This window comes from Bradyrhizobium sp. UFLA06-06 (genome assembly GCF_054820065.1).
The window spans coordinates 1-15,699 of sequence record NZ_JADFUD010000105.1; the positions used below are offsets into that span (position 1 = coordinate 1).

15 protein-coding genes are annotated in these 15,699 nt (G+C 64.7%); 2 read left to right on the top strand and 13 right to left on the bottom strand.

Annotated features, from left to right (window positions below):
* From IF803_RS40625 to IF803_RS40655, 7 genes are all read right to left on the bottom strand, one after another.
* The coding region (locus IF803_RS40625) for a GNAT family N-acetyltransferase (RefSeq protein ID WP_461195972.1) at window positions 1-436 on the bottom strand (436 nt) is incomplete at its 3' end.
* A gap of 18 nt (window positions 437-454) precedes the next feature.
* A complete protein-coding gene (locus IF803_RS40630; RefSeq protein ID WP_411783482.1) occupies window positions 455-1,045 on the bottom strand; it encodes a glutathione S-transferase family protein in 591 nt (196 codons plus the stop codon).
* 71 nt (window positions 1,046-1,116) lie between these two features.
* Window positions 1,117-1,968, bottom strand: coding sequence for an outer membrane protein (locus tag IF803_RS40635; protein WP_411783483.1), 852 nt, complete (start codon window positions 1,966-1,968; stop codon window positions 1,117-1,119).
* A gap of 181 nt (window positions 1,969-2,149) precedes the next feature.
* The gene (locus tag IF803_RS40640; protein WP_304497157.1) at window positions 2,150-2,995 is read right to left on the bottom strand and encodes an outer membrane protein; all 846 of its coding nucleotides are present in this window, start codon (window positions 2,993-2,995) and stop codon (window positions 2,150-2,152) included.
* 301 nt (window positions 2,996-3,296) lie between these two features.
* Window positions 3,297-4,547: an MFS transporter gene (locus IF803_RS40645; RefSeq protein ID WP_461195973.1), complete on the bottom strand. Its 1,251-nt coding sequence runs from the start codon at window positions 4,545-4,547 to the stop codon at window positions 3,297-3,299.
* A gap of 312 nt (window positions 4,548-4,859) precedes the next feature.
* A complete protein-coding gene (glmM, locus tag IF803_RS40650; protein ID WP_016846677.1) occupies window positions 4,860-6,206 on the bottom strand; it encodes a phosphoglucosamine mutase in 1,347 nt (448 codons plus the stop codon).
* Window positions 6,207-6,422: 216 nt separating this feature from the next.
* Window positions 6,423-6,596 carry a hypothetical protein gene (locus IF803_RS40655; protein ID WP_196238153.1) on the bottom strand — a complete coding sequence of 58 codons (174 nt, stop codon included), beginning with the start codon at window positions 6,594-6,596 and terminating at the stop codon, window positions 6,423-6,425.
* A 142-nt stretch (window positions 6,597-6,738) separates the two neighbouring features.
* On the opposite strand from IF803_RS40655, the gene IF803_RS40660 reads away from it, so the two are divergent.
* Window positions 6,739-7,875, top strand: a complete 1,137-nt coding sequence (locus tag IF803_RS40660) for an alpha-hydroxy acid oxidase (protein WP_028340554.1) — start codon at window positions 6,739-6,741, stop codon at window positions 7,873-7,875.
* Window positions 7,876-8,134: 259 nt separating this feature from the next.
* Here IF803_RS40660 and IF803_RS40665 read toward each other — a convergent pair whose 3' ends face one another.
* The 6 genes from IF803_RS40665 to IF803_RS40690 all read right to left on the bottom strand — a co-directional run bounded on the left by IF803_RS40665 (window position 8,135) and on the right by IF803_RS40690 (window position 14,569).
* Window positions 8,135-8,743: a single stranded DNA-binding domain-containing protein gene (locus tag IF803_RS40665; protein WP_028340555.1), complete on the bottom strand. Its 609-nt coding sequence runs from the start codon at window positions 8,741-8,743 to the stop codon at window positions 8,135-8,137.
* A 292-nt stretch (window positions 8,744-9,035) separates the two neighbouring features.
* Window positions 9,036-9,614, bottom strand: a complete 579-nt coding sequence (locus IF803_RS40670) for a hypothetical protein (RefSeq protein ID WP_411783494.1) — start codon at window positions 9,612-9,614, stop codon at window positions 9,036-9,038.
* Between the two features lie 117 nt (window positions 9,615-9,731).
* The gene (locus IF803_RS40675) at window positions 9,732-10,574 is read right to left on the bottom strand and encodes a shikimate dehydrogenase (RefSeq protein WP_411783485.1); all 843 of its coding nucleotides are present in this window, start codon (window positions 10,572-10,574) and stop codon (window positions 9,732-9,734) included.
* A gap of 31 nt (window positions 10,575-10,605) precedes the next feature.
* On the bottom strand, window positions 10,606-11,247 hold the full coding sequence (locus IF803_RS40680) for a YoaK family protein (protein WP_304497162.1): 642 nt from the start codon (window positions 11,245-11,247) through the stop codon (window positions 10,606-10,608).
* A gap of 199 nt (window positions 11,248-11,446) precedes the next feature.
* Entirely contained in the window at window positions 11,447-13,495 is a 2,049-nt protein-coding gene (locus IF803_RS40685; protein ID WP_304497163.1) for an elongation factor G, read from the bottom strand.
* Window positions 13,496-13,654: 159 nt separating this feature from the next.
* Window positions 13,655-14,569, bottom strand: coding sequence for a LysR substrate-binding domain-containing protein (locus IF803_RS40690; RefSeq protein WP_304497164.1), 915 nt, complete (start codon window positions 14,567-14,569; stop codon window positions 13,655-13,657).
* Window positions 14,570-14,693: 124 nt separating this feature from the next.
* Between IF803_RS40690 and IF803_RS40695 the strand changes: the two genes are divergently transcribed.
* Window positions 14,694-15,626: an alpha/beta fold hydrolase gene (locus IF803_RS40695; protein ID WP_304497165.1), complete on the top strand. Its 933-nt coding sequence runs from the start codon at window positions 14,694-14,696 to the stop codon at window positions 15,624-15,626.
* Window positions 15,627-15,699 lie beyond the last annotated feature (73 nt).

The following is a 15,699-nucleotide window of genomic DNA, read 5'->3' on the forward strand; positions in this document are numbered from 1 at the left end:
ATGTGTATAAGAGACAGTAGAAGCGCTGCGCATCGACCCGCGTCTGATGCGTCAGCAATTCGACGAGCATGCAGCCTCGCGCGCGCGCCTCGGTGACTGCCCACTGCACCAGCTTCTCGCCGATGCCGCGGCTGCGGCAATGTTTTGCAACGCGAACGTCCTCGATCAAGCCGCGCGAGCCGCCTTGCGAGCTGATGCCCGGCAGAACCGCAAGCTGCAGACAGCCGACGACGACGCCCTCACCGTCGACGGCGACGACGAGTTGCAAATTGGGATCGCGCTCGACCCGCGCGAAGGCTTCGTAATAGCTTTGCGGCAGCGGGTCTTCGATCCGCTCGCGCGCACTGCCGAGCGGATCGTCCGCAAGCATGCCGACGATGGCGGCGACGTCTTCGCGGCGGGCGCGGCGGATCGTGATGGATGAAGCTTCAGTCATGGCGGCATTCACCTGAGGTCAGCGGACCGGCGGCAGCGCGAGCACGCGCTCGGCGTCGGCGATCCAGCGACGGATCGCGGGATAGCGCGCGAGCTCGAGGCCGCCATCTTCCGCGACACGCGTATAGGCGAGCAGCGAGACGTCGGCGAGCGAGAACGCGTCTCCGACCAAAAATTGCGTGCCCGCCAGATGCCGCTCCAGATGATCGAGCGCGACATAGCCGCGCTTGACGAGGTTCGGATCGATCTCCGAGATGGCCTTGCCGAGATACACGGTCTGAAAGCGGCAGACGGCGACATAAGGCTCGTGGCTGTTCTGCTCCCAGAACATCCAGGCATCCATCTGCGCCGCGCGATAGGGATCGCTCGGGATCAGGTCGCTGCCGCGCGCGAGATAGCGAATGATGGCGTTGGATTGCGCGAGCGTGCGGCCGTCATCCAGCTCAACCGTCGGCACCTGACCCCAGCCGTTTCGCTTGAGGAATTCCGCGGTCCGGCTGCCGCCCTTCATGGTGTCGATCTCGACCCATGTGTACGGCAGCGCCAGCCTGTCGCACACCCATTTCACCTTCAGGCAGTTGCCTGAATTGGCGTCGCCGTAGATTTTCATGTGAGATTGCTCCGCTTGCGGAGCGATATCCGATCAGCCGCAGATTGCGGTGTCAAGCCGAGTGGCGTGGGTCAGAACTTGTAGCCGATTGCAGCACGCACGCTGTTTTGCGTGACCGACGTGTTCTTGACCGGCGTGAACTTGACGTATTCCCACTCGCCTCGCACGAAAACACAGTTCCACAACATGTATTCCAAGCCGAGACCAGCGGTCCAGCCGGCAACGTAGTTGTTCGTCTTCGCATCCGTCACGGTCTGGGAAAACTGCGGTAGGGCAAAGCTGGTCGAACTTCCATCAGCGAAATTGATCGTCCGGTTCACAGAGCTCGTGACAGTGCGCGCAACGTCCATTCGGCCGACGGCAAGACCGCCGAAGATGTACGGCAGAAAGTCACCGGTTGCCCAACCCGCGCGTCCGCGGAACGTCATCTCATCCTTGAGCTTCAGCGCAGCGCTTCCATTCAACGACACGCTGTCTGCCGCAGTGGCGCCGGGTGGCAGGACCAGGGTTGGCTGAGCGACCTGAATCGGCCCCAGACTTCCAAAGGTCGTGGTCGTAAGCCCAGACCAATAGGTATAGTTTGCTTCGACACCCACCACGACGTCGTCATACTGCCAGTTGCGCCCGACAAACGCTCCGAAGCCCGAGCTTTGCGCATTGACCCGGCCAAGCAAGTTGAATTGCGACGTCGGCGCCTGCAGCGTGGTGTTGCGGAAGATGGAGTTGGTCAAGGACGCGACACTCCCGCCGAAGTCGGTGTTGATCCATGTCTGGCCGACCTGGCCGCCGACATACCAGCCGTCCCAGTTTCTGGTTGGCGCGCTGGAAGCGGGGAGACTGCCGCGAAGGAAATCGGGCATGTCGGCCGCATGTGCGCCGGTCATCGCCCCGAACATCATCGCCGCCAGCACCAACCTACGCATTGCAACGCTCCATCCACCGCACCGATTTCGCGTTGATCATCGCCTGTTAACCTTAACCAATCGTTGTCGCCGCCGGTTTTCGAGCACGCAAGTTGCAGAAGGTTCGTGCCATGATGCGGCAAAGAAAAACGGCGCGGGATGGTCCCGCGCCGTTTCAATCGTTAACCGTGAAGGCTTGAAATTAACCCTTGCGGATCAGCGGGGGCGGCGGCGGCGGAGGCGGCACGTCGCAGCAAGGCAGGGCGAAGCGCACGCCGAGCTTGACGTCCTGCGACGTGATATCCCGGAACTGGAACGACGACGGACCAGCATTGCTGCCATCGAACGAGCGACCGTTACCCTGCCCCGCGGTGCCCATGTCGAGATAGCGGTAAGCCAGTTCGACCGTGAAATTGTTGGTGACCTTGTAGGCGACACCGGCATGCACTGCCCAGGCGAGGTTGGTCTTGGTCGCGCCGTCGGCGGCGAAGGAACCGGTGAAACCGGACGCTCCCGGGAACGTGGTGACGTCGGAGAAGGCCGAGGTCTTGATCGTCGCGGCACCGACACCGGCGCCGATGAACGGCGTCAAGCACCACCAGGTGCCGAGATCGGCATAGACGTTCACGAGGCCGACCCAGCTCTGGAAACCGCCATGATAGGCATCGGCGATCGAGTTGGTGGGAAAGGTCACGAAGTCGGTGCCGTTGAAGCTCACCTTCGAGCGGTACTCACCGGTGATGTCGGCGCGGAACCAGCTGTTGAACTGATAGCCGACGCCGATGCCGTAGAGCGTGCCGCCGTCGAAGCCATGGCCAACCTGGGTGAGCGCGCCGGCGGGCAGCGTGTCATACGCGTTGACGTGCAGCCTGCCTTTGCTGCTGGTCATGCCGATGTCGCCGCGCAGGTACCAGCCGCCGAAATCCTGGACCGGCGGAGGAGCATACGCCATCGGAGGTGGCGGCATGATGGGCATGTCGGCGGCGAACGCCGCCGTGGACAACAGAGATGCCGCGCCGGCGGCAATCAGGGTCTTTACGCTACGCATTGGCTTCGTCCTTTTGGGCCAAGTGAGGCGACACGAAAGCCCCACGTCTGAAACTCACGGCCGGACGATGGCAGGAAATGTTTAAGCGGCACTTAACCCTAATTTTTAAGGTTGATTTTCTCTCACCTTTTTCTGCGGCTGCCGCTGATAGGTTCATTAAAATGGCGCAGGAGACAGCGAAACATCGCGATCTCGCCACAAGTGCTAATGAAGCGTTGACGCATGCGCGCCGTTCGCAGGGCACGCAAGCCGCGTGTGTTAGCGAATGCTTAACGCGGGCGTCGCGTCTGCGGCCGAGCGTTCAGCGCACGGCCTGCGGCATCTTCGGCAGGAACACCGCGAGCAGGCCGATCGCCGGCAGGAAGGCGCACAGCTGATAGACGAAGGCGATCGAGGTGTGGTCGGCGAGCTTGCCGAGCACGGCGGCGCCGAGACCGCCGATCCCGAACGCGACGCCGAAGAACACGCCGGAGATCATGCCGAAGCGATGCGGCATCAATTCCTGCGCGAACACGATGATCGCCGACGTCGCCGACGAGATGATCAAACCGATCACGACCGTCAGCACGGCGCTCGCGAACAGGCCGGCATAGGGCAGCGCCAGCGCGAACGGCAGCGCGCCGAGGATCGAGAACCAGATCACGTATTTGCGGCCGAAGCGGTCGCCGAGCGGACCGCCGATGAACGCGCCCGCGGCATTGGCGGCAAGGAAGATGAACAGATAGAGCTGCGCCGCCTGCGTCGAGACGCCGAACCGATCGATCAGATAGAAGATGTAATAGCTCGACAGGCTCGAGACATAGAGCTGCTTGGAGAACAGCAGCGCGACCAGCACGACGAGCGCGATCCTCACGCGCCGCTGATCCGGATGGTCGGGATGCCGCGCGATGGCGGCCGCCTTCTTGCTCGATATCTGCGGCTTGTACCAGACGCCGATGCGCCAGAGGATCACGATGGCAAGGAACGCGATCGAGGAGAACCAGACGATCGAGGGCTGGCCGAACGGCACCACGATCAGTGCTGCGAGCACCGGTCCCATCGAGGTGCCGAAACTGCCGCCGAGCTGGAACACCGATTGCGCGAAACCGTAACGTCCGCCTGACGCCAGCCGCGCGATGCGCGACGATTCCGGATGGAACACCGCGGAGCCGAGGCCGACCAGCGAAGCCGCGATCAGGATCACCCCATAGGTGTGCGCAACGCTGAGCAGCAACAGCCCGAAGAAGGTGAAGCCCATGCCGATCGCAAGCGAGAACGGCTGCGCCTTCTTGTCGGTGAAATGCCCGACCAGCGGCTGCAGCAGCGACGCCGTGAACTGGAACGCCAGCGTGATCATGCCGATCTGCGCGAAGTCGAGCGCGTAATTGTCCTTCAGGATCGGATAGACCGAGGCGATCAGCGACTGCATCGTGTCGTTGAGGAAGTGCGAGAAGCTGATGCCGGCAAGCACGACATAGGCCGGCCCCGCAGCGGTGGCGGCCTTCACGGCCGTCAGCTCCGGCACCGGCACCGGCTCGCCCAGCGCCTGTTTGCTCACAACGGGTTTGTTCAATGCTGCATTCCCGGACAGATTCGCAAAAATACCTCCGTGTCGTACGACGCGGAGGTGAGGCAAACCAGTTGCGTTAGCCGATGGCAGCGATGCGCTGTGTGGCCAGCCGGCGGCCAAACTCTATCCCCGTCACCCTGAGGAGCGCCAACGGGTCCGCGCAAAGCGCGGCCCGATGACAGGCTCCGCGCGTCTCGAAGGGTCGACGGCCCGGCGCTCGCCACATTGCGACAATGGGCCGTGCATCCTTCGAGACGCGCGCAAGGGCGCACTCCTCAGGATGACGAATCACGAGCTGACGAGGCCGGACGGAGCTTAAGCCGCGGCGGCGTGGCCGAGTGCGCTGACGATGTTGTCGACGACCTCTTCCACCAGGATGCGATCGTCGCCCTCGCCCATCACGCGGATCACCGGCTCGGTGCCGGAGGGACGGATCAAGAGACGGCCATGGCCGTTGAGGCGCTTCTCGCCGTCGGTGATCGCGGATTTGACCTCGGCGTCGTCGAGCGGCTTGCCGCTGCGATAGCGCACGTTCTTCAGGATCTGCGGCAATGGATCGAAACGCCGGCAGATCTCCGACACCGGGCGGCGCAGCTTCTGCACCACGGCCAACACCTGCAGCGCCGCGACGAAACCGTCGCCGGTCGTCGAATAGTCCGACATGATGATATGGCCCGACGGCTCGCCGCCGAGATTGTAGCCGCCGCTCAGCATCTGCTCGAGCACATAGCGGTCGCCGACCGGCGTGCGGACCATCTGCAGCCCGAGACCCTGCAGGAAGCGCTCCAGCCCGAGATTGGACATCACGGTCGTGACGATGCCGGGCTTGGCGAGGCGCCCCTCCTCCTTCCAGCTCTGCGCGATCACCGCGAGCAGCTGGTCGCCGTCGACGATGTGGCCGCGCTCGTCGACCAGGATGACGCGATCGGCATCGCCGTCGAGCGCGATGCCGATGTCGGCGCGCATCTCGCGCACCTTCCGCGACAGCGCTTCCGGCGAGGTGGAGCCGCATTCCTTGTTGATGTTGAAGCCGTCGGGTTCGACCCCGATCGGCACCACGTCGGCGCCGAGCTCCCACAGCGCTTCCGGCACCACCTTGTAGGCGGCGCCGTTGGCGCAGTCGACCACGACGCGCAGGCCGTCGAGCGAGAGATCGCGCGGCAGCGTGCGCTTGGCGAATTCGATGTAGCGGTCATGGACGCCGTCGATGCGGCGGGCGCGGCCGAGGCTCGCGCTCTGCGCCAGGCGGCGGTCGAGCGATTCGTCGAGCAGCTGCTCGATCTGCTTCTCGACATCGTCGGACAGCTTGAAGCCCTGCGGGCCGAACAGCTTGATGCCGTTGTCCTCGAAAAGATTATGCGACGCCGAGATCATGACGCCGAGGTCGGCGCGCATCGACTTGGTGAGCATCGCGATCGCCGGGGTCGGCATCGGGCCGACCAGCAGCACGTCCATACCGACCGAGGTGAAGCCCGCAACCATGGCGTATTCGATCATGTAGCCGGACAGCCGCGTGTCCTTGCCGATCACGACGCGATGGCGATGGTCGCCACGCTGAAACACCAATCCCGCAGCCTGCCCTACCTTGAGCGCGAGCTCCGGCGTGATCAGTCCATTGGCGCGGCCCCGAATTCCATCGGTCCCGAAATATTTGCGGCTCATGTAACCCCCAACACGGACCTCTCGAACCACCCGGCGAGAGAGTCCCGAACGCCTACCAGTCTAGCGTGCATCGGCCTTATAGACTGCCAGGCACTAAAATGACTTCAAAAAATATGATGAATCATTACCGGGGCCAAACCCCGCGCTTCGACTTTAACGCACTGAAAGATATAATATTATCGCTCTTTCGGCAACCTCGGGAACGAACCCTGTCCCCTACCCTTTGCCGCTGCGCTTGACGTGCTGGTCGCCCTTGGTGGGGGCCGGCTGGGTGACATTGACGGGGTCGGAACCGGGAAACGTCTCCTCCAGCCCCTCCTCCAGGGCCTCGTCGAGCCGGCGCTTCTCGGCGTTCTCGTCTGCTTTCGGCTTGGAGCCTGATTGGGTCATCGCGCTCTCCCATCCGTCTTCGATTTGGCAGGCCACCCATCCATGCTAGATGACGACAAGATCGAACACCCGCAAGACTTGCTGCTCAAAACAAGGCTCGCGACATCGAACTTGCGACACAGAAGAAGGGCCGGGAACGTCCATGAAGCACATTACCTGCATCGAAGATCTGCGCCAGCTGCACAAGCGCCGGGTGCCGAAGGCGTTTTTCGATTATGCGGACCGCGGCTCCTACACCGAGGACACGCTGCGCGCGAATTCGGAAGATCTGCAGCAGATCAAGTTCCGCCAGCGCATCCTGGTCGATGTGTCCAAGCGCACCCTGGCGACCACGATCCTCGGCGAGCCGGCCGCAATGCCGCTGATCCTGGCGCCGGTCGGCCTGCTCGGCATGCAGCATGGCGACGGCGAGATCTATGCCTGCCGCGCCGCGCAGGCGGCCGGCATTCCCTTCACCCAGAGCACGATGTCGATCTGCTCGATCGAGGACATCGCGGCCGCCGTCGACAAGCCGTTCTGGTTCCAGCTCTACGTCATGAAGGACCGCGGCTTCATCAAGTCACTGATCGAGCGCGCGATCGCCGCGAAATGCTCGGCGCTGGTGTTGACCGTCGACCTGCAGGTGATCGGCCAGCGCCACCAGGACATCAAGAACGGCATGACGGTGCCGCCGGAATGGTCGCTGTCGAAGCTGATCGACTTCGCGACCAAGCCCGCCTGGGTGTCAGGCGTGCTGCAAGGCAAGCGCCGCACCTTCGGCAACATTGCCGGCCATGTCAAAGGCACCGAAGATCTAACGAAACTGTCGGAATGGACCGCCTCGCAGTTCGACACCTCGCTGAGCTGGAAGGACATCGACTGGATCCGCAGCATCTGGCCGGGCAAGCTGATCCTCAAAGGGATTCTCGATGTCGAGGACGCCGAGCTTGCCGCCAAGACCGGCGCGCAGGCGATCGTGGTCTCCAACCATGGCGGCCGCCAGCTCGACGGCGCGCCGTCCTCGATCGAGGTGCTGCCGGAGATCGTCGATGAGGTCGGCTCGAAGCTCGAGATCATGTTCGACGGCGGCATCCGCACCGGCATGGACGTCATGCGGGCGCTGGCGCTCGGCGCGAAGTCCTGCATGATCGGCCGCGCCTATGCCTACGGCCTCGGCGCCGGCGGCCAGGAAGGCGTCGCCAAGGCGATCGATATCCTCGGCAAGGAGCTCACCACCACGATGGGGCTGTGCGGCGTCAACACCATCGCCGAGATCGACGATCACGTGCTGGCGGTTTAGCCGCCGGCGCTATTATCGTAGCCCGGATGAAGCGAAGCTAATCCGGGTCTTCCTCGCGGATAGATTGGGCCCGGATTGCGCTGCGCTCCATCCGGGCTACGCAATCTTCGTCGTCCCGGGCAAGCGAAGCGCGACCCGGGACCCATAACCACCGATGGCCGTCGTTTCCCAGCGCTGCGGCGACAGCGCGCTTCAGCAACTCAACCCTGTGGTTATGGGTCCCTGCTTTCGCAGGGACGACAGCAGAGCCTGTTCAGCCTCACATCGGCGGTGCGATCCCGTCGCGTCCGACATTGACGCGGTTGGCTTCCAGTGTGCCGTCGTCCTTCTTCACCGCGCCGAAGATGATGATCTTGGCGCCTGGCTTCAGCTCCGACTTGTCGCCGGCGACGAAGGTGACGACCGGGGTGCCCGGCGGCACCACGACTTTCTTCTCGCCGTCCTTGTACTTCACCGTGATGTTCTGGCCGTCGGTGCCCTTCACGGTCTCGGCGACGGTGGCATTGGTCATGGTCGAGTTGGCGCGCAGGTCCCAGGGGCGGAAGCCTTCGGCGGCGCCGCGCTGGTTCTCCGGGAAGATGTGAACCGCGATCGCCTTCTGCGTCCCGTCGGGCTCGGGCATCGCGGTGACGCCGATATAGGAACCTGGCTTGATCTCCGACAGATCGGTCTTGGCGACGCCGAACACCGCGACGTTGTCGGTGGTCCGCACCTTCATGTCGGCGCCGTCGCGCGATTTGATCGACAGCATGGCGCCGTCGACGGCCTCGATGGTGCCGCGAATGCGCACCGCCGGCGGCTGCTGTGCAGATGCAGCCGAGGCAAAGGCAACAAGAAGCAACGCGGCGAACAGCGGCGATTTCGGCATGGTGTCCCTCATGGGTTGGGCTGGCGGATTAGGGAACACCGGGGAATTGGTGGTATTCCGTGCAAGCCACAACTTCTCGCGGAAGCGACGGCTCACACGACAACTACGCGCCGGATGAGGGTGCCGTTACTGCGATAACGGACAGGTGATGCGCTCGCGTGTTCTGATGTGGCCCGTTCAGATCGTCATTCCGGGATGGTCCGAAGGACCAGACCCGGAATCTCGAGATCCCCAATGCGCAATTGCGCATTGGGGTTCGACGCTTCGCATCGCCCCGGGATGACATTGTGCGTCACATCGGCGGCGTAAGCCCGTCGCGGCCGACGCTGACGCGATCGGTTTCAAGCGAGCCGTCCGGCAGTTTTTTCATGAAAGCGATGACCTTGGCGCCGGCCTTCAGGTCCGCTCTGTCGCCGGGAACATAGGTCACGACCGGGGTATCGGGGGCGACCTCCACCTTCTTCTCGCCGTCCTTGTATTTGACCAGCAATGTGTGGCCGTCATTGCCGACGACGGATTGCGCGACGGTCGCATTGGTCATGCTGCTGTTCGGCTTCAGATCGTAGGGCCGCGACCCTTCGCCGGTGCCGCGCATGTTCTCCGGGAAGACATGCACCTCGACCGCCTTCGGTGTGCCGTCGGGACCGGGCACGGTGGTCGTGCCGATGAAGGAACCGACCTTGATGTCGGACAGCGCGACCTTGGTGAGACCGAGCACCACCATGTTGCCTGCCATGTGCAGCTTGACGTCCTCGCCGCTACGCGACTTCACCGCGAGCGTATCGCCGTCGACGCTCTCGACGGTTCCACGCACCCGCGTCGGCGTCGGCGGCTGCTGAGCGAGCGCGTAGAGCGTGGACACCGTCACCATCGCGAGCGCAATGAACGGCCGAATGAGATGGGAACGGCTGGCAGGCATAACTGATCTCCGGGAGGGAACGCGGGGGGACTAACACCAGACCCCGTTCCGGAGATGCTATTCCAGGCCTCAAGTCTTTGTGAGATCGGCCTCAACAAGCGCACGCAGTTCCGGCGTGACGTGCGGACGCCGCCCGAACCACAATTCGAAACCGCGCACCGCCTGATGCAGCAGCATGCCCAGTCCATCAGCGGTCTTCAGACCACGCGCCTCTGCCGCCGCAAGCAGCGGCGTCACCAGCGGTACATAGACGAGGTCGGAGACAACCGCGCCCTGCGGCAGCAGACCGACATCGACCTCGAGCGCGGGCTGACCATGCATGCCGAGCGAGGTGGTATTCACCAGCAGGCCGGCGCGCGGCAGCAGCTCATCAACCTTGTCCCAGGCTGCAGGATGAACCCGCGCGCCGAATTGCCCGGCCAGCGCGCGGGCGCGATCGATGCTGCGATTGACCAGATGCACGCGCGCGATGCCGCGCTCGATCAGGCCGAACACCACCGCACGCGCCGCGCCGCCGGCGCCGAGCACCAGCGCGTCTTCGGTCTTGTCCCAGCCCGGCGCGCAGGCGTCGAGATTGTTGATGAAGCCTTCGACATCGGTGTTGGTCGAGCGCAACTCGCCATCGGCGAACCACAAGGTGTTGGCGGCGCCGACGGCACGGGCGCGCTCGTCCGGTGCCGACAGCGCCAGCGCGCGCTCCTTGTGCGGAATGGTGACATTGGCGCCGACGAAGCCGCGCAGCGACAGGCGGAACAGGAAATCCTTGAAATCCTCCGGCGGCACCGCCTCGATCACATAGCCGCCCTCGATGCCGAGCGTGCGCAGCCAGTAATGATGGATCAGCGGCGAGCGGGAATGCGCGGCGGGCCAGCCGATCAGGCACGCGGCGCGGGTTTTGCTTGAGGACGTCATGATTGTGACATCGGCCAAGGCAGGCGCGCTGTCAATCCATCCGCTTCGCGGATGCGGCAACCAGCGCGCTGAGGGCGAACGCGGCGGCTGCGGCGAACCAGATCGCGGCGAGGTTGATCCAGCCATAGGCCAGCGCCCCGGCGAGCGCGCCCGCGACCAGCGCCGCCCACAGCAGCAGGTTCGGCAGCCAGGCCCAGCCCGCGCCGCCGGTGAGCGCGGCGGCGATCAGCTGGCCGGCCTTCACCAGCGCCCCGGTGACATAGGTGAGGCCGAGCCCGGCGCCGCCTTCGAGCTGGAATACGGCGTTCTCGAGCCCCATCGCCAGCACGATGGCGGCGACCGCGGCGCTCGGCAGGCCATAGGCATAGGCCACCGCCGCCGCCGTCAACAGCCACGCCTCGACGAGCAGGAGCAGGGGCTGGCGATGCGCCAGCGCGCTGAGCACGATCAGGCTGCCGGCTGCGGCACCGGCGACGAACAGCACGATCAGCTCCAGCGCTTCCAGGGCGTGCTGCCAATGCCCCTCGGCCAGCGTCACGCCGAGCCGCGTCGAGTTGCCGCTCATGAAGGAGACGAACAGCCCGCCGAGATGCAGATAGCCGATGCCGTCGACATAACCGGCCAGCGCGCTGAGTGCGCAGGCCAGCGCCAGGTTACGGCGGGATTCAAGCATGACGGTGGGAATCGCTCCAAGTGTTCAGAACGACAATGTTCATGAAAGCAGTCGGCTTGGGAAGGAAGGGAGCGAAGCAGTCTCCCCGTCATTACGGGGCAATGCGACAGCATCGAATCCCAACGCGCGATTGCGCATTGGGGAATCTCGAGATTCCGGATTCGCTCGCGGGCGCGAGCGCTCCGGAATGACAATTGGATCAGGCCGCGTCGCGATGCGCGGCGATGATCTGGTCGGCGGCGCGGCCCGTCACTTCGGCCATGCGGTCGAACTGGCGGGTGAAGGTGCCGGCGCCGGCGGTGGCGGAGCGCAGCTCGACGATCAGGTCGCCGATCTCGGATTCCGGCATCGTGGCGCGGACGCAATCCCAGCCGATCCAGCCCTCGCGGGTGTCGAAGCCGAGGATCTGGCCGCGGCGCGCCGACAGGATCGCGTTGATCTTGGCGGTCGCTTCGTTCGGACAGACGATCTCGACCATATGGATCGGCTCCAGCAGCACCGGCTGGCACTGCGGCAACCCCTCGCTGACCCCGATCCGCGCCGCGGTGCGGAACGCAAGGTCGGAGGAATCGACGCTGTGATAGGAGCCGTCGGTCAGCGTGACGTCGACGTCGATCACGGGAAAGCCGAGCGGGCCGCGCGCCAGCGCGTCGACGACGCCCTCTTCCACCGCGCCGATATAGTTGCGCGGCACCGCGCCGCCGACCACCTTCTCGTGGAATTCGAAGCCGGAACCACGCGGCTTCGGCTTGATGTCGAGCACGACGTCGCCGAACTGGCCGTGGCCGCCGGACTGCTTCTTGTGCCGGCCGCGCTGGGTAATGGCCTTGCGGATGGTTTCCTGGTAGCCGATCGCCGGCGGATGCGATTTGACGTTGACGCCGTAGCGGTCCTTGAGCCGTTCCTGCGCCACGCGCAGATGCATCTCGCCCTGCCCCCACAGCACGGTGTCGTGGGTGCGCGGGTTCTGGATCATCGTCAGCGAGGGATCTTCCTCGTTCAGCCGCAGCAGCGCCTGGCCGAGCTTGACGTCGTCCTTGCGGTCGGTCGCGGCAATCGAGATCGACAGCACGGCCGCGGCCGGCTCGACCTTGACCAGCGAGGCCGGCGCCGTCTTGCCGCTCGAGACCGTATCACCGGTCTTGATCGCATCGAGCTTGCCGAGCGCGACAGTGTCGCCGGCCTCGGCCTGCGGCCGCTTGCTGTCATGCGCGCCCGAGACCGCGAGGATGCCGGAGACGCGCCCGCTCTCGCCGCTTGAGGATTGCAGCGTCATGCCGTCGTCGAGCCGGCCCGCAAGCACGCGCGCCAGCGACAGCTTGCCGCCGTGCTGCAAGTGCACGGTCTTGAACACGTAGGCCAGCGCATCCTTTTGGTCCTTGATGCCGAGCCGATTGGCGGTCTCGGCAACGCCGGGCGCCTCATGGCGCAGCGCTTTCATCAGGCGCAGCACGCCGTTCTCGCGGCTCGCAGCGCCGAGCAGCACCGGACAGATCAGGCCTTCGCGCAGTTCGCGGGCGAGATCGTCGAACACGGCATCGCGCGGCGGCTGGATATCCTCCAGCAATTGCTCCATCAGCGCGTCGTCATGATCGGCGAGCTTCTCAAGCATCGAGAAGCGCGCTTCCTTCTCGCGATCGAGATTGCCGCCCTCGAGCGCCATCACCTCCGACGGCTTGTGCTCGCGATAGACGAACGCGCGCTCCAGCGCGAGATCGACAAAGCCTTCGATCAGATCGCCGTTCCAGATCGGGATCTGGCGCAGCACCAGCGGCACGCGCGAGGCTGGCTGCAGCGTCGCAAGCGTCTCGCGGACGCGCTTGTTGGCGCGGTCGATCTTGTTCAGGAATAGAAAACGGGGAATTCCGAGCTCCTCGAGCTCGCGCAGGATGATCTGCAGCTGCGGCAGTTTCTTCTCGTCGGCTTCGCAGACCACGACCGCGGCATCGACCGCCGGCAACGCTGCACGCATGTCGTGCGCGAATTCGACCGAGCCGGGACAATCGATAAAGGTGTAGCTGTCCCCCATAAAGGTGGTGGTGGCGGCGGTCAGGCCTACGCCCATCTTGTGCTGACGCGCCTCGGGGCTGGCATCGCCGACGGAGGTTCCGGCATCGACGCTGCCGGCATTCTTAATGGCGCCAGTGCGCGCCAGGATCGCTTCCAGAAGTGTGGTTTTACCGCTTTGGAAAGGGCCCACCAATGCGATGCACCGTGGACCTCGGGGACTTCTGACGTCTTGTCCCATTGCCGCCTCCTCGTTTTGGAGCTCGGCCCATGATTGGGTCGGCGACCGTTTATGCTCTGCCTGCGTTTGACATTTGGCAAGCGGGAAAACGTCGCTGCGGTGCGGCGTCGCGTAAGTTTGCAATCCCGAGCCATCGTCCGGACAATTGCGGCCGCTGCCTCAGTTCCTTCGCGCAAGTCCCGGAGCAATCTCGCGCAAGCGCGTCGCAAGGTCGAGCAAACGCTGCACGGCGGGCGAGACATCTTCATCGCGCCACGCAATCGTGAGCGGAGCCGTCACCGCCGGCGCGGCCAAGCGGACATACGCCACGCCGCGACCGGTCTGCGCGCTTGCAGCGGCCTCCGGGACGAGCGATACACCGACGCCGGCGGCGATCAGGCCAATCGCGGTTTGCAGATGCAGCACCTCCTGCGCGAGCCGCGGCGTGAAGCCGGCGGCCTGGCACGCGGCGACGATCAGGCCGGTGACCGACGGCTCCGGTCGCGCCGGATACAGCACGAAGGCATCGTCGGACAATTCGGCAAGCGCAATGTCGTCCCTCTCGGCAAGCGGATGCGCGCGCGGCAACGCCGCGACATAGGGCTCCTCCAGGATCAGGCGCTGGGCAAGTCCCGCCTCCGGCAATAGCGCCGGGCGTGCGAAGCCGACATCGATCCGGCGTCGTCGCAGCGCTTCGGCAATCTCGGCCGCCAGCATCTCGTCGAGCACGAGCTCGACGTCGGGACAGGCGTCGCGATAGCTGCCGATGAGATCGGGCAGACCGGCGAACATCGCGGAGCCGACGAATCCGATCGCGAGCTTGCCGGCCTGGCCGCGCCCGACGCGCCGCGTGTCCGCGACCGCGGTCTCGAAATTTGCGAGCAGCGCGCGGGCGCGCGCAAGCAACAGCTCGCCCGCCTCGGTGAGCCTGACAGGACGGCTATTCCGCTGCAGCAACGTCACGCCGAGCTCGTCCTCGAGCTGACGGATCTGCTGGCTCAGCGGCGGTTGCGCGATGTGCAGTCGCTCGGCCGCGCGGGTGAAGTTCAATTCCTCGCCGAGCGCCACGAAATATCTAAGGTGTCGCAATTCCATGCCGGCGGTATAGCACGGCGGCGGGTGCCGTCAGTCATACGCAATAGCTCTGCAACCGTATCGAACGAGTATTGGACCGGACGCGCGAACGCGGACAGCCTGCGGCAAACCACAGGGAGTCTCCATGACGGCGCTTGAAAAAGCCTTCGCGGATGCAGCCGCGGCAGGCATCACACAACAGAAGATCGATATCGGCGGCCTGCGCGTCAACGTCGCGCGCTTCGGCAAGGGGCCGCCGCTGCTCCTGCTTCACGGCTGGCCGGAGTTCTGGCTGGTGTGGCGCCCGCTGATGCTGCGCCTCGGCGACAGCTTCGAACTGATCGCGCCCGACTTGCGCGGCTGCGGCGACACCGGCAAGCCGACACCGGGGCCCGATGCGTCCGCAACCGCGGAGCGCCACGCGCTGGATATGTTTGCCGTCATGGACGCGCTCGGCCATGACCGCTTCGGCGTAATCGGCGGCGATCTCGGCGCCTATGTCATGCAGGCGATGTCGCATCGACAGCCGCAACGGCTGACCGGCACGCTCTATCTCTGCACGCCCTATCCGGGCCTCGGGCACCGCTACGGCCAGCCCGGCCACCTGATCGAGGTCTGGTATCAATACTTCCAGCAGCTGCCATGGGCCGCGCAACTGGTCGGAAGCTCGCGCGAGTCATGCCGGCTCTACTTCCGACATTTCCTCGACCACTGGTCGGGCGACGATCCCGCCGTGTTCGGCGAGCTGCTGGAAGCCTATGTCGACAACTTCATGAAGCCGGGCAACATCCAGGGCGGCTTCGACTGGTATCTCTCGTCCGCGCCCAATCGCCGGCGCTGGCTGGAAGGCAAGCTGCCGGCGCAGCCGCGCATCGACGTGCCCTCGCGCTTTCTCTGGGGCCGTCGCGATCCGTTGATCGCGCCCGAATGGTCGGACAGGTTGGGAGACTATTGGAGCGAACCTTCGATCAGGTTCGTCGAGACCGGGCATTACGTTCACGCCGAGGCGCCCACGATCGTTGCCGAAGAAGCGAGCGGCTTCTTCGGCAAGCTGATCAACCGCAAGGGCGCGCGTTAAAGCGTGATGGCATTAAGTTCGATAGCCTGAATTTTTGAGGTAGTTGGCACATTCCTCGGAGGTGAAGGCGTCG